Consider the following 18,464-nt stretch of genomic DNA (forward strand, 5'->3'; position numbering starts at 1 on the left):
AGACTTAGCATTTTTAATAGAAATGAGGTTATATGTTATTTGAAGAAATTATGGAGAGATATAGTGACAAGAAGATAATAAGTCTTTGTAAGAAGCTAAATAAGAAGTGCTCATTTGGAAGTGGCGTGGACGCAGCTTATTTATGTGAACTTGCTTATAGGCTTTATGTTATGGGAGCTAAGGAAGATGCCTTAAAGGTTTGTGAATTTACTAATATAAATATTCCAAACAAAGTAAACTATAGAGTATGGGATTTTATTCTACTTATATGGGGGCTTGAGGCATATATATATAATGAAGATGGGAGAACCGAAGATAAGGAATACAGGGTATCACTGATGAAGAAAGTGTGGTCAACGCCAAAAAATGCTTCAGATACAAAAGAGAAAGCCTGGGCTTTTATGCAGAAGATATTTGCAAGAAAAACTTTTGAAGATGTTTGTGACATAAAGGAAATAGAAGAAGCTGAGGCAGAAGGCAATAAGAAATCAGCCAATGCTACGCGTCTAACTGCACTTTACAACATGATTGGATATGGGATAACAGGTTTTTGTCCGGAGTTAGTTAATAACAGGGATGAGCTTGAAGCAAAGATAAGGGAATACGTTATCTCTCTACAGTAAATTCTAATTTGTAGGGCTAAAATAAGTTGCAAAGTAGACGCAAAAACTGATAAATGTCCAGACTCGCTCCGGCATCCGCTTCGCTCCGCCTAACGCGCTCGCTTAGGCATTATCAGTTTTTGCTGTCATCTGTTACCTTACCACACAGTGACGCTCCGAATGATAACATTTCAGACTCGCTCCGGCATCCGCTTCGCTACGCCTAATGCGCTCGCTTAGAATTTATCATTCGTAGCTGGCACCGTAAATCTATACAAATAATAACTCGAATGCCAAATTAAAGACAGCCCCCCCCACCGGCCCCCATGTGGCTGATGCATTTGTTTGTTATCATTCATCAATTAAACAGCCGGAACTAATAATGCCTAAGCGAGCGCATTAGGTTTTTCGTCAACGGAACTATTCTTAAGCAGCATCTTACAGAAAAACCGGAGCGAGTCTGGACATTTATTAGTGGAGGCGTAACTTAGTCAACAAACAAACACATCAGCCCTACAAATTAGAATTTAGAAGAGAATATTAAAATATAACACTATATATAGGTAGAAATAAAACCATGACCACAAATTGTATTAAATGAGCAAACAATTAATAAAATTTTAAAAAAGCTGTTGACATTAACTTTCTCTTTTGATACACTTATATATGCATTCGCTTAGCGAGTGTATAAAACTTTATAGTTATATCGCATTGTTCGGTTTTTGGAGAAATACTCAAGAGGCCGAAGAGGCGCCCCTGCTAAGGGTGTAGGTCGCGCAAGCGGCGCGAGGGTTCGAATCCCTCTTTCTCCGTTCCTTTTTTCAAATTAAATTAAAAATAATTAAAAAAGGTGTTGACAGGAGCCAGACGATGTGATAGAATAACAAAGCTGAATTGCGAAAAGCAAATAAGCAATCAGAACCTTGATAACTAAATAGTGAGACAATCTTGAAAATTCAAACGAACGCGTATAAGTAGTAATACTTGTACACCTTTTAAAAAACAGTAAAAATTATTGACTTTAGCCGGTCAATAACGGAATAAGCAAGAGATGATAAATGTCAGCTTGTTCTGACGAAGGCAAACACTTTTTATGAGAGTTTGATCCTGGCTCAGGATGAACGCTGGCGGCGTGCCTAACACATGCAAGTCGAACGGAGATTACGGACGGAAGTTTTCGGATGGAAGACTGTAATTCTTAGTGGCGGACGGGTGAGTAACGCGTGGGCAACCTGCCCTATACAGGGGGATAGCAGCTGGAAACGGCTGGTAAGACCGCATAAGTCGGCGAGACCGCATGGTTTTGTCGGGAAATGAGCAATCAGGTATAGGATGGGCCCGCGTCCGATTAGCCAGTTGGCAGGGTAAAAGCCTACCAAAGCAACGATCGGTAGCCGGACTGAGAGGTCGGACGGCCACATTGGGACTGAGACACGGCCCAAACTCCTACGGGAGGCAGCAGTGGGGGATATTGCACAATGGAGGAAACTCTGATGCAGCGACGCCGCGTGAGTGAAGAAGTATTTCGGTATGTAAAGCTCTATCAGCAGGGAAGATGATGACGGTACCTGACTAAGAAGCCCCGGCTAACTACGTGCCAGCAGCCGCGGTAATACGTAGGGGGCAAGCGTTATCCGGATTTACTGGGTGTAAAGGGAGCGCAGGCGGTTTGGCAAGTTGAGAGTGGAAGCAGGGGGCTCAACCCCCTGACTGCTCCCAAAACTGTTAAACTTGAGTATGGGAGAGGCAGGCGGAATTCCTAGTGTAGCGGTGAAATGCTTAGATATTAGGAAGAACACCGGTGGCGAAGGCGGCCTGCTGGACCAAAACTGACGCTGAGGCTCGAAAGCGTGGGTAGCAAACAGGATTAGATACCCTGGTAGTCCACGCTGTAAACGATGAATACTAGGTGCTGGGAGGCATAAGCCTTTCGGTGCCGTCGCAAACGCATTAAGTATTCCACCTGGGGAGTACGTTCGCAAGAATGAAACTCAAAGGAATTGACGGGGACCCGCACAAGCGGTGGAGCATGTGGTTTAATTCGACGCAACGCGAAGAACCTTACCCGGTCTTGAGATCCTCCTGAATACGGGGTAATGCCTGTAGTCCTTCGGGACAGGAGAGACAGGTGGTGCATGGTTGTCGTCAGCTCGTGTCGTGAGATGTTGGGTTAAGTCCCGCAACGAGCGCAACCCCTATTTTTAGTAGCCAGCGGTTAGGCCGGGCACTCTAGAAAGACTGCCGAGGATAACTCGGAGGAAGGCGGGGATGACGTCAAATCATCATGCCCCTTATGACCGGGGCTACACACGTGCTACAATGGCAGTTACAGAGGGAAGCGAAGGCGTGAGCCGGAGCGAATCTCAGAAAGGCTGCCTCAGTTCGGATTGTAGTCTGCAACTCGACTACATGAAGCTGGAATCGCTAGTAATCGCGAATCAGAATGTCGCGGTGAATACGTTCCCGGGTCTTGTACACACCGCCCGTCACACCATGGGAGTCGGAAATGCCCGAAGTCAGTGGCCTAACCGCAAGGGAGGAGCTGCCGAAGGCAGGTCTGGTGACTGGGGTGAAGTCGTAACAAGGTAGCCGTATCGGAAGGTGCGGCTGGATCACCTCCTTTCTAAGGAAGAAGAAGTAAAGATTGTCTTACTGTCTAGTTATCAATGATAACTTTATATTTCTAGTGGCGATGCGTCTAGGGGTCACACCCGTTCTCATCCCGAACACGAAGGTTAAGGCCTAGGCGGCCGATGGTACTGCACTGGAGACGGTGTGGGAGAGTAGGTGGCTGCTAGATTTATGGGGGTATAGCTCAGTTGGGAGAGCACCTGCCTTGCAAGCAGGGGGTCAAGGGTTCGAATCCCTTTATCTCCACTCAGGATAACATCCTGAAATGTACCTTGAAAACTGCATACCGAACAAATATTTATGCAAGTATAGCTTTTGATGATTTATTCATTAAGGGATATACAGCTAGATATGAAACAACATCGAGAAATTGAATTTCTGATTAGCACAAGTTGAAAAACAAGTGTGATTTAGAATTCAATAAAACAATGTATTTATTAAAAAGATTTTATAACAGTACGCTAGCTGTTATAGAATCATTAAGAGAACCATAATGAGTTATCTAAAATACCGTTGAGATGGGTCACTCGCAGAAATGCGAAACGAATAATCTCAACTAAGGTCAAGTTACAAAGGGCGCAGGGCGGATGCCTTGGCACCAGGAGCCGAAGAAGGACGTGATAAGCTGCGAAAAGCTGCGGGGAGGAGCAAATATCCATTGATCCGCAGGTATCCGAATGGGGAAACCCGGCAGAAAGAACTTCTGTCACCGTATGATGAATCCATAGTCATACGGAGGGAACCCGGCGAACTGAAACATCTAAGTAGCCGGAGGAAGAGGAAGAAACATCGAATCCCTAAGTAGTGGCGAGCGAAAGGGGACGAAGCCCAAACCAAGGATTTATCCTTGGGGTTGAGGACCACGTACGAAGAAGCAGTAGGTAGCAGAACGGTTTTGGGAAAGCCGGCCATAGAGAGTGAAAGCCTCGTATGCGAAACAGACTGTGATTCAGTGGTATCCGGAGTACTACGGGACACGAGAAACCCCGTAGGAAGCAGGGGGGACCACCCCCCAAGGCGAAATACTACCTGGTGACCGATAGAGTATAGTACCGTGAGGGAAAGGTGAAAAGAACCCCGGGAGGGGAGTGAAAGAGAACCTGAAACCCTGTGTCTACAAGCTGCGGAAGAGCGACTAACGCTCGACCGTGTACTTTTTGTAGAACGGTCCGGCGAGTTGCCGTTGCTGGCAGGTTAAGTACTTAAGGTACGGAGCCGAAGGGAAACCAAGTCTTAATAGGGCGGTAAGTCAGTAACGGCAGACCCGAAACCGGGTGACCTACCCATGGCCAGGATGAAGTCTGCGTAAAAGTGGATGGAGGTCCGAACACACGTCTGTTGAAAAAGGCGGTGATGAGCTGTGGGTAGCGGAGAAATTCCAATCGAACTCGGAGATAGCTGGTTCTCCCCGAAATAGCTTTAGGGCTAGCCTCGGTATAGTCTAATGGAGGTAGAGCACTGAATCGCTGCGGGGGCGTCAAAGTCTACCAATGCGTATCAAACTCCGAATGCCATATAGATGTTTACCGGGAGTCAGACTGTATGAGATAAGTCGGACAGTCAAAAGGGAAACAGCCCAGACCATCTGCTAAGGTCCCAAAGTGTATGTTAAGTGGTAAAGGATGTGGGGTTTCGAAGACAACTAGGATGTTGGCTCAGAAGCAGCCATTCATTCAAAGAGTGCGTAATAGCTCACTAGTCGAGAGGTCCTGCGCCGAAAATGTCCGGGGCTGAAACATAACACCGAAGCAATGGAATATACCGTAAGGTATGTTGGTAGGGGAGCATTGATAACACGAAGAAGCGGTACCGTAAGGAGCCGTGGAGAGTTATCAAGAGAGAATGCCGGAATGAGTAGCGAGATGAAGGTGAGAATCCTTCAGGCCGTATATCCAAGGTTTCCAGGGTAAAGCTGATCTTCCCTGGGGAAGTCGGGACCTAAGCTCAGGCTGAGAAGCGTAGGCGATGGACAACTGGTTGATATTCCAGTACCTCTGGCTATCAGAAATGTGGGGACACGGAGATTCAGGGAGTGCCTGTAAAGGATTCAGGTGCAAGCATGGTTTATGCCGGGCAGGCAAATCCGTCCGGGTAAGTGGACTGTGTGATGCGGACCGAAATATAAGTAGGGAAGCTCCTGGGAGAGCCGTCGAGAAAAGCCGCTATTGTGTAGTCAGAGCCCGTACCGTAAACCGACACAGGTGGATGGGGAGAGTATCCCAAGGCCGGCGGGAGAAGCATTGTTAAGGAACTCGGCAAAATGGCCCCGTAAGTTCGCGATAAGGGGTGCCTGTAGAGATACAGGCCGCAGAGAATAGGCTCAAGCAACTGTTTAGCAAAAACACAGGTCTATGCGAAACCGTAAGGTGATGTATATGGGCTGACGCCTGCCCGGTGCTGGAAGGTTACGGGGAGTGCTTAGGAGTAATCCGAAGGTACGAACTTAAGCCCCAGTAAACGGCGGCCGTAACTATAACGGTCCTAAGGTAGCGAAATTCCTTGTCGGGTAAGTTCCGACCCGCACGAAAGGCGTAATGATTTGAGCGCTGTCTCAACAATGCACCCGGTGAAATTGAAGTACCAGTGAAGATGCTGGTTACCTGCGCCAAGACGGAAAGACCCCATGGAGCTTTACTCCATCTTGGTACTGGGATTAGATATATGATGTACAGGATAGGTGGGAGACTAAGAAGCAGGGACGCCAGTTTCTGCGGAGTCAATGTTGGGATACCACCCTTCGTGTATCTGGTTTCTAACCTTTGCCCGTTATCCGGGCAGGGGACAATGCCAGGAGGGGAGTTTGACTGGGGCGGTCGCCTCCGAAAGTGTATCGGAGGCGCTCAAAGGTTCCCTCAGAATGGTTGGAAACCATTCGCAGAGTGTAAAGGCAGAAGGGAGCTTGACTGCGACACCGACGGGTGGAGCAGGTACGAAAGTAGGACTTAGTGATCCGGTGGTATGTAAGTGGGAATGCCATCGCTCAACGGATAAAAGCTACCCTGGGGATAACAGGCTTATCACTCCCAAGAGTTCACATCGACGGAGTGGTTTGGCACCTCGATGTCGGCTCATCGCATCCTGGGGCTGTAGTAGGTCCCAAGGGTTGGGCTGTTCGCCCATTAAAGCGGTACGCGAGCTGGGTTCAGAACGTCGTGAGACAGTTCGGTCCCTATCTGGCGCAGGCGCAGGATATTTGAGGAGAGCCGTCCTTAGTACGAGAGGACCGGGATGGACGAACCGCTGGTAGACCAGTTGCAGTGCCAGCTGCACGGCTGGGAAGCCAAGTTTGGCAGGGATAAACGCTGAAGGCATCTAAGCGTGAAGCCCCCTCCAAGATAAGATATCCCATAGCGTAGGCTAATAAGACCCCTTAGAGAGTATGAGGTTGATAGGTCAGTGGTGTAAGCGGAGTAATCCGTGTGCCTTCTGATACTAATAGGTCGAAGGCTTGACCAAAGAAAAGGAAAGATGTTGATTCGGTTGCAGTTTTCAAGGTATATTAGTTGGCCCAATGGCTCAGTTGGTTAGAGCGCTGCCCTGTCACGGCAGAGGTCGCGGGTTCGAGTCCCGCTTGGGTCGTTAATATCTTCGGATATTATTTATGGGGTCTTAGCTCAGCTGGGAGAGCATCTGCCTTACAAGCAGAGGGTCACAGGTTCGAGCCCTGTAGGCCCCATTTACTTTAATCACATATTAGATATGCCGATGTGGCTCAATTGGCAGAGCAGCTGATTTGTAATCAGCAGGTTATCGGTTCGAGTCCGATCATCGGCTTTTTTGGGTGGATTCCCGAGTGGCCAAAGGGAGCAGACTGTAACTCTGTTAGCATAGCTTTCGAAGGTTCGAATCCTTCTCCACCCACTTTAGAAAATAGTAGGACAGTGCAATATTCCAAGATATTTTCTAAACTTAATATCGCGGGGTGGAGCAGTCTGGAAGCTCGTCGGGCTCATAACCCGAAGGTCATAGGTTCAAATCCTGTCCCCGCAATTTTTTGCCCAGATAGCTCAGTCGGTAGAGCAAGGGACTGAAAATCCCTGTGTCGCTGGTTCGATTCCGGCTCTGGGCATTTTGTCTTGTAAAGACGTTAATTTAATATGGGACATTAGCTCAGCCGGTAGAGCACTTGACTTTTAATCAAGGTGTCGGGGGTTCGATTCCCCCATGTCTCAGAAGATAAAAAAGGCTTAAACTCGGTAGTTTCAAGGGTTTGAGCCTTTTTGTTATTTTTGCTTTCTGCCCTGATTTTGATGATTTTGGCGAAAATAAAAGTATCATTTTCGTATCAAAGTATCATTTTCGTATCATGAGAAGATTAAAAATCTAATGCCTTACCCACTATATCTTGTGTCTGTTCCCTCTCCTCAATAACATGATTATAAACCTCTATTACCATCTTATCAGTGTCGCCTAAGAGCCTTGCTATCTTAGGGATAGATATCTCAGGAATCATATAACAGAGGCTTGCGCAGTAGTTATGTCTGAATATATGAGCTGTAAGCCCGTCAATTGGTTCTTTGCTTGCTTTCTGCATAGCCTTAACAATCCTTGCCCACTTCCTCGTATACATCGACTTGGTAATATATGACTTGCGCCCGGATGGGAAAAGTATATCCGTATCTATAGAGGCAATGTATTCAGCTATAAAGTCATATATCTTATCGGGTATTGGAACTGTACGGTGTCCATGCACTGTCTTAGGTGCCTTAACGAAGGTTTCTGTATCAGTAAAAGCCAATGCCTTATTTACCGTTAGCTCGTGCGTTTCAAGGTTTATATCTGACTTGGTAAGGGCTAAAGCCTCTGCTCGTCTAAGGCCACAGCCATATAGGATATATATAAAGGCTTTATCATGTGGCTTGAAATCCGCAGTAAATACAGCGGTCTTTTCTGCCTCGGTAAGAGCTCTTTTCTTTGGTGCAGTATACTTTACTTTCGCAGAGGTGTCGTCAAATATATTAGATATCAAGGATGCAGGAAGAAGCCTATCCCTGACAGCACTTTTAATAATCTGCTTAAATGTCATGGCGGCCTGCTGTCTTGTCCGGTCGCCATCGATGTTGTTAATCATAAAAAAGTAATGTCGCCGGTTAACTTCTGATATATTACATCCAATGCAGGCAAGGTGCTTATTTATGATGTTTTTATACATTGCAATAGTATTTATAGCAGTTCTTGATTTGTAAAGTTCTAACCATTGATTTGCGTAGTCTAAAAAAGTGAGGTTGGAAGTTTGTATATATTCACGTTCCCTAAGTTTGTTGTTATGCTCTACGACCAGTTTTTCAAGTGCTGCACTGCTTATTTTAGACCTCAAAATAATACGGCGCTTTTTGCCATTTACATATGTACCATCCCAAATTGAAGTCTGAAAATATCCGTTAGCTTGTCTAACATATTTAGCTTTTGCCATATTATACCTACTTTCTTTAAAAAAGAGCATAAAAAATAAGCCTACACAAATTAAAAGGCTTATGGTATAATATATTTGCGTGATACTATAAGCCTTTGAGTCGCTCAGTGTTCCAGCACTGGCGGCTCTTTGTTTTTGAGTAGTAATATAAAATAATTATGCTCAATCCTTCTTATTGAACTGTCAAATGATGGTTTACAGTTGAATGGTTGTCAACTAATGGTTTACAACCACTTTTTAGGCATTTTTAGACTTTATTGATATGGAATCCCCATCAAAGAAAAGGCAGGCTTCTTTGTTGTTTTCGTTAAATCCCATTGTTTCAATCCAAGAAAGAGGGAGAGTGATTTTAGTGCCCATCCGTCCTTGTCCATTGCGATTGAAATGGATATTACTTATTTTTTCAGCAGTCTGAACCGTTTCCCCCATTTCCCATAATTCGTATTCGGTAACATCTACCTCATCGTTCCAACATACTGCACATCCTCCACAGTCAACCTTTGCCTGTTTGAAGAGATAAGGATTATCTTCCAGTTCTTTGAACGGCTCATAGTGGGACATAGCTTTTTTAACATCATATATTTTTCGTATGCCATTTGTAAAAAGTACATCCAGCTTCAAATTATCAAGAGGTTTAACTTCTTTTACTTTTATATTCATGAGCATCCTCCAGTAAAGGCTACCCCCTTTATTCAAGGGGCGGTAGCTTTTGTAATTGTTTTTTATTCCACATTTCCATTAGTTCAGCTTTGTAATTGCCTGCCCATTCAACTATTAGTGATTGAGCTTTTTTAGGAAGGTCACCTTCAAGCATTTTTAGAGTTTCAATTTCAAAAATACCATTATGTTCACCATATACAGCGTGGAAATGTGGTGGATTGTGTTCTCTTAGAAAAAATATTTTAATGACAATTCCATAAAATCTTGTAACTTCAGGCATAGTATCAACTCCTTTCTATAAGAATATTATAACGCAGTCGTACGACTAAGTCAATAGAAAATTCAGAATTCTTAAAGGGTTTATCGTAAAGCATAAATTTATCCTAAACAAAAGCAAAAGAGCCTTGCTGTAAAATCACAACAAGACTCTTTGCTGGACAAGAACTTAATCTGCGTCCACTCACTCGGTATGTTGTGATTATAAATTATTTATAAGCTTATGTCAATTCGCGGGTCTCCATTCATAACTATGAGATAACAGGCATAGCGTGATAACACAATATCTTGTATTTTTCTGTCGGCAACACCAAGATGTACTATTTTGTTGACGTCAACAAAATTATAAGATTAAGAGCCTCACGTATTGAAGCAAAGGCATCGTTTTGCCAACAATGGCAAAATGTTCCTGTACATCAATGTTGCTGTTATGATATGCCTCTATAGCTTTATCTATTTTAGTTCTTGTACAGCTTAATATATTGTGCTATACTATACATGCTTTGTTAATTCGGGTTGTCCTTACTCAGGTAGGTGACAGCCCACTTTTTATTTAGATAAAACTACAAATTCAATATTACAGCCATAGTAACGGCCATCGCCACCAGTTACAACCCATTTAGTTACCTTGAGTGGACAGCCGGGATACTTCTTTGCCAATTTTGCTGATAGTTCTTTTTTTAGATATCCGATGTCTACTCCATCATCTCTAACTACTAAATAGGCAGGCTCTCCGTCATATTCTGTATATTCAATATTTATACGGTCTTTTCTAAAAGGCATCGAAAGACCATGTAAAATATCTTGGCGGGAGCAATCAGCAAGTCTTATACAAGGATATGATGAGCCTACAACTCTAGTATGCATTCTCACTACTTCAGTATATCCTTCCATTTCAAAAGTTTGAGCAGAGCTTACAGCCTCGTTAGGGTTATATTTGATTGCTGCTATGATGTCAATAATCCATCCAATTCCTAAAAGTCCGGCTGTAAAAAGATAAATTACTCCTAAAAAATATTGTTTTCGATAAAATCTATAAGCGCCCAATGGCCCTAAAAAAACAGCAAATAAAACACCAGTTATATCCATATCCCCTCCTTAAAATTTCCCTCTAAGCTCTACCACTTTCCCTATTATCCTAACAGGCTTTCCGTCTATTTCATCTTTTTTAAGATATATAGGATCGTATAGTGGATTGAGCGATATAAGAGCTATGCCATCATTATACTTCTGCAACCTTTTACATACAGCATCATCACCATTAATTGCAGCTATAACAATATCGCCATTCTCAGCATCATCTTGCTGGCGAACTATGACTACATCATTATTGCAGATTCTAGGCGTCATGCTGTCGCCTTGTATCTTAAGAGCAAAGTATTCGCCATGCTTAGCCATATCCTCAGTAATCTCTTCATAATCAAGGATATCCTCAATCATTTCAATTGGAACCCCTGCGGCAACTCTGCCAAGGACAGGGATTTTAACTCCTTTTTTCTTAGGCTCTTCTTTGACTTCATCCCAGCCCATAAGATAAGACGGAGTAGTTTGCAGTGCAGAAGCTAATACCTCTAATTTATCTAGTGGCAGATTTTTAATCGCGCCAGTTTCGTATCTTTGCAATGTAGATTTACTCATATTAGTTTTATCTGCCAAATCTTGAAACGAATATTCCAGCTCAAGACGACGCTTTTTAATTCTTTTTACTATATTATTGACCTCTTCCATAACTAACCTCCTTGACTAGATTATATAACTAATATATCAAATATGCAACATTTATTTTTGAAAAATAAAAAAATAGTTGCAAAAATGGGTTGACAAGAAAAAAGCGGAGTGGTATTATTAAACTATCCCAAATACGCAACGAAAGGATGTGAGGAAAATGGCATACGATAAGCTAAAAGGAAGAATGGTAGAAAAGAAAGTAACACAAGGTGAAATGGCTAAGAGACTAAATGTAAGCGTATCCACGCTAAACGCTAAGTTAAATAAAAAGCGTGAGTTTACAGTCAATGAGGTTATTGTTGTGTGCAAGGCTCTAGATATAAATAATCCTAGCGAATATTTTTTTGTCGCATAAATCCCAAATACGCAACGAATACCAGATAAAAGGAGGCGATAGATATTAAAACATACAAAGAAACCAAGGCAGCAGTTAAAAGGTATAGAAGTTAGGAGGAGAGATGGAAGATAAAGAACAGAGAAAAAGAGAGACTATGGAAGCACTCAGCAATGAAAGGATGTACATCTTGTTAAAGCATAACAGGGAAATGCTGCTTGAATTAAAAAACCTTTATCCCAATGAAGATGAACTATTTGAAAGTTATAAAACATTGGGAAAGGCTTTTGATGAGGCTATTATGGCAGAGATTAGATACAGGAACAAAATTATAGAACCTCAATTAGTCAGCATTACGGACTTGGCAGGAAAGATTACTGAAAAACTTGTAGATATTAGCGAAGGGTTGAGCGAGGCAATAAACGGAGCAATAGAAAGAAATAGGAAGGAGATAGAAGATGTACATAATGTCTAAAGATGGCTTGTCTTTAATCAATATGGACAAAGTCGAAACCATTTATATTAAAGAGAGAACAAAGGCAATTAGTGCCACATTTCCAAATGGAGGAGGGTGTCACCTTGCAGGATATGAAAAACTTGAAAATACCAAATTTGCGTTAGAAGCATTATATAGTGCGATTACTGCAAATGATACTATTTTTCGCTTTCCACATGAGACGGACTTAGATACTGCGAAACAACACAGAGAGCATGTAAAGACAAAGAAGACAAGACACGGAGGAAGTTAATGGAAGATTTTAGTGCTGAAGCGTATAGGAAAAAACTAAAAGAAAATGGTGTATTCCATACAGACAGCAGGCTTGCGGAAATTATGAAAAACTATGGGAAGAAGAACCCCAAGAATGTATATGATCCTACCTGTGGAGTTGGCAGCCTGCTTAGTGCATTTGATGACGACATTCCAAAGTATGGGCAGGAATTAGAAGAAAGCTACTTAAACGAGGCAAAGAAAAGCTTAAGGAACTTTACGGGGGCATTAGGCAACACCCTTACAACTCCGGCATTTATGGATATAAGGTTTGACCTAATAGTTGCCAATTATCCATTTTCCGTTAAGTGGGAGCCAGCAGAAGATGACATAAGATTCAAAGACTGGTGTACGGTACCCCCACCATCCAAGGCAGATTTTGCCTTCATAATGCACATGATGTATCTGCTTGCAGATGATGGTATATGTGTGTGTTTAAGTTTTCCGGGCATTCTATACAGAGGTGCAAGAGAAGGGAAGATAAGGGCGGAGTTGGTAGCAAGAGGCTATGTAAAAAAGGTTATACAGATACCGGGCGGTTATTTCAAAGATACTAACATAGCAACATCATTGCTTATTTTGTCAAAGGCTCCAACTGATGGATTTGTTGAGTTTGAAGACCTACAGCTTAACAAATCAATAAGGGCTTCACTGGATGAGATAAAAGGAAATGATTTCAACCTTGCGGTGTCTAACTACATTTTTGAAGATATCCAAAAAGAATGTATTGATCCAGTTATAAATTCAAATGAATGTAAGCATCTGTTTTTAAAGAACCTAAAGGACTCACTTGAGTTCTACCGCATTGATGCAGAATTACAGTCCGATGTACTAGGGCGAAAAGAAGCAAAGAATGATTTTTTTAAGCTTTGCGATGATGCTGTAAATGTCATTAAAAAATTTGCGTTGGAAATAGTGAAAACTGGTTAATGCTGTTAGAAAGGAGAGCGGATGACAGAGCTAAAAACATTTAGTAATTCAGAATTTGGGAATGTAAGAGTTATTGAGGTTGATAATGAGCCTTGGTTTGTCGGTAAAGATGTTGCTGAGATATTAGGGTATGCTGAAACCGCAAACATGAGAAAACTTTTAGATGAGACGGAATACAAAGAGATAGACCCTCAAAATCGCTTGTTTACTGGGTTCGTCCAAAATGGAATGAGCTTAGAACCCAACAAAAATATTAGGAGAATGCTTTTAGTAAATGAGAGTGGTTTATATCAAGCAATATTTGGAAGTACTTTAGAAGGTGCCAAGAAGTTCAAAAAGTGGGTTACAGGGGAAGTGCTTCCAACTATAAGAAAGCATGGGGCATATATGACGGATAGCACACTTGAAGAAGCTCTTGCAAATCCGGACTTCGGTATAAAACTTCTAACGAAGCTGAAAGAAGAAAAGGAAGCAAGAAAGAAACTTGAAGCAAAGGTTGAAGAGGATAAACCAAAGGTTATATTTGCCGATGCAGTAAGCTCAAGCAACACCTCCATACTTATAGGTGACCTTGCTAAGATACTTAAGCAGAATGGCTACAATACAGGACAGCAAAGACTTTTTGAAATCTTAAGAAGCAAAGGCTTTTTAATGAAGTCAGGGACAAGCAGGAACATGCCGACACAAAAGGCTATGGAGATGAAGCTTTTTGAAGTCAAAGAAACCACAATAAATAATCCAGATGGAAGTATAAGGATAACCAAGACTACAAAGGTTACTGGCATAGGACAGAGATACTTTATCAACTATTTTCTTAAGAGACTAACCTATTAAGGATGTGAAAAAGGGGGTAGACACAATCTACACCCTTACAAGAGGAGGTAACTATGGGATATGTATTGGAGGGAGTAAAAATCGTATTTGTCACATTACCAATAATATTGATGGTGTGGGCATTTGCTAAAGTCAGCAAAGAGATGAAAGAGGAATTAGAAGGATAAGGCAACTAAAGGGAAAGGAGGACAGGCATGCCATATTTTAAGATATGCCCCGGCTGTGGAGGTAATTTAGATCCGGGCGAGAAGTGCAACTGCCAAGAAAGGCACGAAAAAAGAGGAATAAAGTTTACGGATACAAAGAAAGGAGAAAGTCATGAACTATCCTGCCAAAGTCATGTCAATGAAGGCACTCGTAAAAATGGGAATCTCAGAATCTTTTCTGCGAAGAGCATATGTGGATAAGAGTACACAGATAGCATGGAGGGCAGACCCCACTAGAGCTAACAGCAAAATAATGTTTGATACTGAAGCCTTAGAGTTGTACCGCTTAAAGCAAATAGCCTTTGAGAAAAAGATGCTTGCCACCATGACATAAAAAAAGAGGCGGATAGGAAGACCGCCTCTAAGTTGGAACGTAGTTTAATATCCTGCATGATTATTATACTACGTTTCGGCAAAAAAGTAAAGAAAAAAGTTTGAAAAACCGCGTAATTATACGCTTTTAGCACTTGTTCAAACTATTAACTTTACGACTATATTTAAAGAAATGGGGTATAAAGTCATGCCATATTATAAAACTGAAATAGAAGCAGGAAAAACTATAGAAGTTATAAAAAGTCATACCAGGAGTTTAAATGATCATAGACCTAGAGAGGGCAGGGAAAAGATTACTCCTGAGGATATGAAAAAAATAAATAGGATTAATACTGAGGCGAGATTAGCAAGGCTTATAAATGCTAACTTCGGATATGGAGATTATCACTTAGTCCTTACTTACAGAAAAGATTTAAGGCCAAGTCCGGAAGAAGCCAAAAAAAGATTGGCTAAGTTTTTAAGAGTCCTTAGAAGAGAGTATAAAAAATACAAGGAAGAGCTTAAATATATCTGCGTGACTGAGTATTTAAACACAGCTATCCACCACCACCTAATCATAAATGGTATAGAGGCTAATATAAATAAGATAGTCAGGGATTGTTGGGAATGGGGTAGCCCTCACTTTACCCCTTTAGATGATACGGGCCAGTATAGAGAGCTGGCAGCGTATTTTATAAAAGAGACATCCAAGACTTACAAGGCAAATGATGGAGGGGCTAAACAGCATTATACCTGTAGCAGGAATTTAATCAAGCCGGTAAAGAAGACTACCATCATCAAGTCAATAAATTGGCTGGATATACCTAAACCTAAAAAGGGATATTACATAGATAAAGATACAGTTTATAACGGAATCAATCCTTTTACGGGTGCACCTATCCAAAAGTATACGATGGTTAAGCTCCCGGAGATAAAGGGCAAAAGTGGATAAAACTGTTCAAAGTCTGAAAGACGCATAAATGCTAAACGAATCAAAGATATGCAAGTCATTCTACATTTTATATAAAAGTCTGTCTCGATTAAAGTTTAATAAGGTTTGAGGGCATTTTTAGGCAGTTCAAAAATGTTCAAAAACTCGGAAAGGTGCATAAACCTTAATCGGGAGAAAGATTTTAAGAAATAAAGAAAAATACAAAAAGTCTGCCCCGATTAGCATTTAATAGGGTTTGCGGAAAGTAGGCATGTTGAAAAAGCACTAAAAAACTTCTGAAAGGTGCATAAACGCTAAACGAACCAAAGATTTGCGACACATTCTACAATTTATCAAAAAAGCCGTTTCGATCAGCGTTTAATAGGGTTTGCAGACTTATCCACAATGAACACATTAGTTCAAAACCTTAATAAATGTGATAAACGCTAGACGAAGGAAAGATTTAAGGAGGGAAAAAACATGAATCTAAGAGTTATCGCATTACTAATTATCCTGTCGCTAACTATCAGGGGTAAGCCTATAGAGGAATCTATACAGGCGGTGAAGATAAGCCCTGTAATGCCTGACAAAGCAAAGCAAGCTAAAGTAAAGAGGGCTAAGCCTAAGAAAGCCAAGCTAAAGGCAGCAGATAAAAAGGCTGTGGATTTTATGAACTCTTCCTTAGGGGAGTGGATAATAGAATACTCTGCTAGTAAAGGCATAGATCCTTTTCTAATACTTGCGATAGCAGAAAGAGAAAGCGGATTGAATCCTAATGCAGTAGGAGACAATGGAGCAAGTATAGGCTTAATGCAGATACAACCAAGGTGGAGCTGGGGAAGGATGAAGATGCTTGGAGTGGATGACCTAAGAGAGCCAAGAGGCTGCGTAAAGGTAGCAATAGATATATTACTGGAATACAAAGAAAAAGATAGCGACCTTTACTTTGTGCTTATGGCATGTAACGGAGGTGTGGCATACGCAAAAAGGAACATAAATACTCCTAGCGACTACGCTCTTAAAGTATCTGAGCGTGCGGCTGAGTTAAGCAGATTGTACGAGGTGGCAGAATGAAAATTAAAGTAATCACCAGTCTAGACCACAAGGGCAATCCCAAAGGTAGCGGAACGGCTAAAGCTCTGATTATCTATGTGGATGAACAGGGAGAACGGCATGAGAAGGAGATTAAGACAGATATAGATAATGACACGAGGAACGCACTTGCATTAAAGCTAAGCGTAGAGGTCCTAAAGGCTCTTATAAAACCTTGTGAAGTAGAGCTTAGCCTTAACTGTAAATATATCAAGAACTGTATCAATAATGGTTGGTTAACAAGTTGGCAGCAGTCAGGGTGGAAGAAGTCAGATGGCAAGCCTCCTGCAAATGTGGAGCTGTGGAAGCTGCTTGATATGTCCTTGAAATTGCATAATGTCAAATTCATAGGAGGTAGTGATGGAAATCTGTGAAGTAAAGGGTTGTAATCAGCCAGGGCAAAGGCACCATATCGTGTTTAGGTCTCAGGGAGGGCTTGATTTTAAGTTAAATTATAAATACCTATGTCCCGAACACCATACAGGAAATGAAAGCCCACACAAAAAGAAAGAGATTGACTTAAGGTACAAAAGGGAAATGCAGATGGAGTTGTTGGCATTATTCTTTGAAGATACCTATACCCTTTCTCAGATAATAGACCTTATAGGCGAGGATAAAAAGAAACTTGAAAAGAAATTCCGAAAAGTGCCCAATGTTGCAGGCCTCTATAAGCGTGAAGACATTGTAAGGGCATTGATGGGAGACAGAACATATTAAGGAGGAGTTATGTTATACGGCTATGTATGCAGCCCTTACAGAGGGAATATATTTAAGCGAATCAGGAATAAGAGATATGCAAGACATCTAACTAAGCTAATGGTTGATTTTGAAACTATTCCAATCACACCACACCTGTATCTTACTGCAGTCCTTAAGGACAGCAATCCGGAAGAGCGGAAAAAAGGAACTGGATTAAGCCTTGAGCTCTTAAAGATGTGTGATGTGGTGCTTGTTGGCACAAAGTACGGAATCAGCGAAGGTATGGCAGCAGAGATAAAACTGGCTGAGAAGATGGGAATTAAGATTTTATACATATTGGAATAATGGAGGATATGAAAATGGATAGAGCAGTCAATATTATAACTTATGCAGGAGTGCTATTACTCACACTGGGAGCATTAACAGCGATATGGGGTGGCTTAGTAGGGCTTAAGATAGCGGGAAGTGGAGCAGTCCTTATATTTACAGCTATGGCATTATCTTATTGTAACGAAGAGATAAAGCTTGAAAAAGAAGAGTAGGGTAATTCAAGGAGGGATTAGATATGACACTTGAAGAGATTTTGAAAAGGCTTAGGCGGATGAACTCATTTTTAGAGCTATCTGATGAAATGATAATTAGTTATGCGGGAGAGTCTGCAAGAGGCTATGAACGCGCCGTAAAGATTGGAAAAACTTGTGCAGACTTGACGGAGCTTATCAAAGAGTTAAAAGCTGAGGGATTGTCTGAGAGTAATACTGTGTGCGTTGAGTAAGGGAAGGAGAGAAGATGTCAAAAAAGTCTAAAAATCTGATAAGCAGAGATAAATACAAAGAGATAAAGAGAATGGACCATACTAGCATGAGTGAGTTCTACACGAAAGTATGGCAGGAAGGCTTTGATAACGGAGTAAAGGCAGGTAACGACAATAGGGAGGCAGCAGTTACCCCGGAGGATATACGAGAAGTGATAAAAGATGTAAAGGGCATAGGCGAGGTTAAACTTAAGGCAATAATGGAGCAGATAGGCACATTGTACAAGTAAAGG

At 41.8% G+C, this 18,464-nt stretch carries 20 protein-coding genes, 9 tRNA genes and 3 rRNA genes; 27 read left to right on the plus strand and 5 right to left on the minus strand.

Annotation, left to right across the window (positions count from 1 at the left end; translation table 11 throughout):
• Window positions 1-32: 32 nt before the first annotated feature.
• The 13 genes from JJN12_RS12660 (at window position 33) to JJN12_RS12720 (ending at window position 7,405) form a co-directional block, all read left to right on the plus strand.
• Window positions 33-623, plus strand: a complete 591-nt coding sequence (locus tag JJN12_RS12660; protein ID WP_208430027.1) for a DUF6707 family protein — start codon at window positions 33-35, stop codon at window positions 621-623.
• A gap of 703 nt (window positions 624-1,326) precedes the next feature.
• Window positions 1,327-1,414, plus strand: a tRNA-Ser gene (locus tag JJN12_RS12665).
• A gap of 277 nt (window positions 1,415-1,691) precedes the next feature.
• Window positions 1,692-3,225, plus strand: a 16S ribosomal RNA gene (locus JJN12_RS12670).
• 59 nt (window positions 3,226-3,284) lie between these two features.
• Window positions 3,285-3,402: ribosomal RNA gene (gene rrf / locus JJN12_RS12675) — 5S ribosomal RNA — on the plus strand.
• Between the two features lie 4 nt (window positions 3,403-3,406).
• Window positions 3,407-3,479 (plus strand) — tRNA-Ala (locus JJN12_RS12680).
• Between the two features lie 314 nt (window positions 3,480-3,793).
• Window positions 3,794-6,689 (plus strand): 23S ribosomal RNA (locus JJN12_RS12685).
• The 16S, 23S and 5S rRNA genes sit together here with 9 tRNA genes alongside, the layout of an rRNA operon.
• A gap of 49 nt (window positions 6,690-6,738) precedes the next feature.
• Window positions 6,739-6,812, plus strand: a tRNA-Asp gene (locus tag JJN12_RS12690).
• A gap of 24 nt (window positions 6,813-6,836) precedes the next feature.
• Window positions 6,837-6,909, plus strand: a tRNA-Val gene (locus tag JJN12_RS12695).
• Between the two features lie 25 nt (window positions 6,910-6,934).
• A tRNA-Thr gene (locus JJN12_RS12700) sits at window positions 6,935-7,007 on the plus strand.
• Between the two features lie 5 nt (window positions 7,008-7,012).
• Window positions 7,013-7,094: transfer RNA gene (locus JJN12_RS12705), tRNA-Tyr, on the plus strand.
• Window positions 7,095-7,149: 55 nt separating this feature from the next.
• Window positions 7,150-7,223: transfer RNA gene (locus JJN12_RS12710), tRNA-Met, on the plus strand.
• 6 nt (window positions 7,224-7,229) lie between these two features.
• Window positions 7,230-7,302, plus strand: a tRNA-Phe gene (locus JJN12_RS12715).
• A gap of 30 nt (window positions 7,303-7,332) precedes the next feature.
• Window positions 7,333-7,405 (plus strand) — tRNA-Lys (locus JJN12_RS12720).
• A gap of 143 nt (window positions 7,406-7,548) precedes the next feature.
• On the opposite strand, the gene JJN12_RS12725 is transcribed toward JJN12_RS12720, so the two are convergent.
• From JJN12_RS12725 to JJN12_RS12745, 5 genes are all read right to left on the minus strand, one after another.
• The gene (locus tag JJN12_RS12725) at window positions 7,549-8,646 is read right to left on the minus strand and encodes a tyrosine-type recombinase/integrase (RefSeq protein WP_208430028.1); all 1,098 of its coding nucleotides are present in this window, start codon (window positions 8,644-8,646) and stop codon (window positions 7,549-7,551) included.
• Window positions 8,647-8,883: 237 nt separating this feature from the next.
• Window positions 8,884-9,306 carry a DUF2442 domain-containing protein gene (locus JJN12_RS12730; protein ID WP_236013798.1) on the minus strand — a complete coding sequence of 141 codons (423 nt, stop codon included), beginning with the start codon at window positions 9,304-9,306 and terminating at the stop codon, window positions 8,884-8,886.
• A 28-nt stretch (window positions 9,307-9,334) separates the two neighbouring features.
• Window positions 9,335-9,586, minus strand: coding sequence for a DUF4160 domain-containing protein (locus JJN12_RS12735; RefSeq protein ID WP_208430030.1), 252 nt, complete (start codon window positions 9,584-9,586; stop codon window positions 9,335-9,337).
• A gap of 545 nt (window positions 9,587-10,131) precedes the next feature.
• Complete coding sequence (locus JJN12_RS12740) at window positions 10,132-10,671, minus strand: TM2 domain-containing protein (RefSeq protein WP_208430031.1); 540 nt, start codon at window positions 10,669-10,671, stop codon at window positions 10,132-10,134.
• A 9-nt stretch (window positions 10,672-10,680) separates the two neighbouring features.
• Window positions 10,681-11,310 carry a LexA family protein gene (locus tag JJN12_RS12745; RefSeq protein WP_208430032.1) on the minus strand — a complete coding sequence of 210 codons (630 nt, stop codon included), beginning with the start codon at window positions 11,308-11,310 and terminating at the stop codon, window positions 10,681-10,683.
• 157 nt (window positions 11,311-11,467) lie between these two features.
• Here JJN12_RS12745 and JJN12_RS12750 point away from each other — a divergent pair, with 157 nt between their 5' ends.
• The 14 genes from JJN12_RS12750 (at window position 11,468) to JJN12_RS12815 (ending at window position 18,461) form a co-directional block, all read left to right on the plus strand.
• On the plus strand, window positions 11,468-11,665 hold the full coding sequence (locus JJN12_RS12750) for a helix-turn-helix domain-containing protein (protein ID WP_208430033.1): 198 nt from the start codon (window positions 11,468-11,470) through the stop codon (window positions 11,663-11,665).
• A 103-nt stretch (window positions 11,666-11,768) separates the two neighbouring features.
• A complete protein-coding gene (locus tag JJN12_RS12755; protein WP_208430034.1) occupies window positions 11,769-12,119 on the plus strand; it encodes a hypothetical protein in 351 nt (116 codons plus the stop codon).
• On the plus strand, window positions 12,103-12,393 hold the full coding sequence (locus JJN12_RS12760) for a hypothetical protein (RefSeq protein WP_208430035.1): 291 nt from the start codon (window positions 12,103-12,105) through the stop codon (window positions 12,391-12,393). Before JJN12_RS12755 ends, JJN12_RS12760 begins: the two co-directional genes overlap by 17 nt.
• Window positions 12,393-13,343: an N-6 DNA methylase gene (locus tag JJN12_RS12765; RefSeq protein WP_208430036.1), complete on the plus strand. Its 951-nt coding sequence runs from the start codon at window positions 12,393-12,395 to the stop codon at window positions 13,341-13,343. The genes JJN12_RS12760 and JJN12_RS12765 overlap by 1 nt, the downstream gene beginning before the upstream one ends.
• Window positions 13,344-13,364: 21 nt before the next feature.
• Window positions 13,365-14,177 carry a phage antirepressor gene (locus JJN12_RS12770; RefSeq protein ID WP_208430037.1) on the plus strand — a complete coding sequence of 271 codons (813 nt, stop codon included), beginning with the start codon at window positions 13,365-13,367 and terminating at the stop codon, window positions 14,175-14,177.
• A gap of 194 nt (window positions 14,178-14,371) precedes the next feature.
• The gene (locus JJN12_RS12775; protein WP_208430038.1) at window positions 14,372-14,584 is read left to right on the plus strand and encodes a hypothetical protein; all 213 of its coding nucleotides are present in this window, start codon (window positions 14,372-14,374) and stop codon (window positions 14,582-14,584) included.
• A 319-nt stretch (window positions 14,585-14,903) separates the two neighbouring features.
• Complete coding sequence (locus JJN12_RS12780) at window positions 14,904-15,647, plus strand: rolling circle replication-associated protein (RefSeq protein ID WP_208430039.1); 744 nt, start codon at window positions 14,904-14,906, stop codon at window positions 15,645-15,647.
• A 459-nt stretch (window positions 15,648-16,106) separates the two neighbouring features.
• Window positions 16,107-16,700, plus strand: a complete 594-nt coding sequence (locus tag JJN12_RS12785) for a transglycosylase SLT domain-containing protein (RefSeq protein ID WP_208430040.1) — start codon at window positions 16,107-16,109, stop codon at window positions 16,698-16,700.
• On the plus strand, window positions 16,697-17,092 hold the full coding sequence (locus tag JJN12_RS12790) for an RNase H family protein (RefSeq protein WP_208430041.1): 396 nt from the start codon (window positions 16,697-16,699) through the stop codon (window positions 17,090-17,092). Before JJN12_RS12785 ends, JJN12_RS12790 begins: the two co-directional genes overlap by 4 nt.
• Window positions 17,079-17,435, plus strand: coding sequence for an HNH endonuclease (locus JJN12_RS12795; protein ID WP_208430042.1), 357 nt, complete (start codon window positions 17,079-17,081; stop codon window positions 17,433-17,435). Before JJN12_RS12790 ends, JJN12_RS12795 begins: the two co-directional genes overlap by 14 nt.
• A gap of 9 nt (window positions 17,436-17,444) precedes the next feature.
• Window positions 17,445-17,762 (plus strand): DUF7768 domain-containing protein, encoded by a 318-nt coding sequence (locus tag JJN12_RS12800; RefSeq protein ID WP_208430043.1) that lies wholly within the window; start codon window positions 17,445-17,447, stop codon window positions 17,760-17,762.
• 14 nt (window positions 17,763-17,776) lie between these two features.
• Window positions 17,777-17,959, plus strand: coding sequence for a hypothetical protein (locus JJN12_RS12805; RefSeq protein WP_208430044.1), 183 nt, complete (start codon window positions 17,777-17,779; stop codon window positions 17,957-17,959).
• A 23-nt stretch (window positions 17,960-17,982) separates the two neighbouring features.
• Window positions 17,983-18,192: a hypothetical protein gene (locus JJN12_RS12810; RefSeq protein ID WP_208430045.1), complete on the plus strand. Its 210-nt coding sequence runs from the start codon at window positions 17,983-17,985 to the stop codon at window positions 18,190-18,192.
• Between the two features lie 14 nt (window positions 18,193-18,206).
• Complete coding sequence (locus JJN12_RS12815) at window positions 18,207-18,461, plus strand: hypothetical protein (RefSeq protein ID WP_208430046.1); 255 nt, start codon at window positions 18,207-18,209, stop codon at window positions 18,459-18,461.
• Window positions 18,462-18,464 lie beyond the last annotated feature (3 nt).

The organism is Catonella massiliensis, assembly GCF_016651435.1.
Taxonomy (GTDB): Bacteria; Bacillota; Clostridia; order Lachnospirales; family Lachnospiraceae; genus Catonella; species Catonella massiliensis.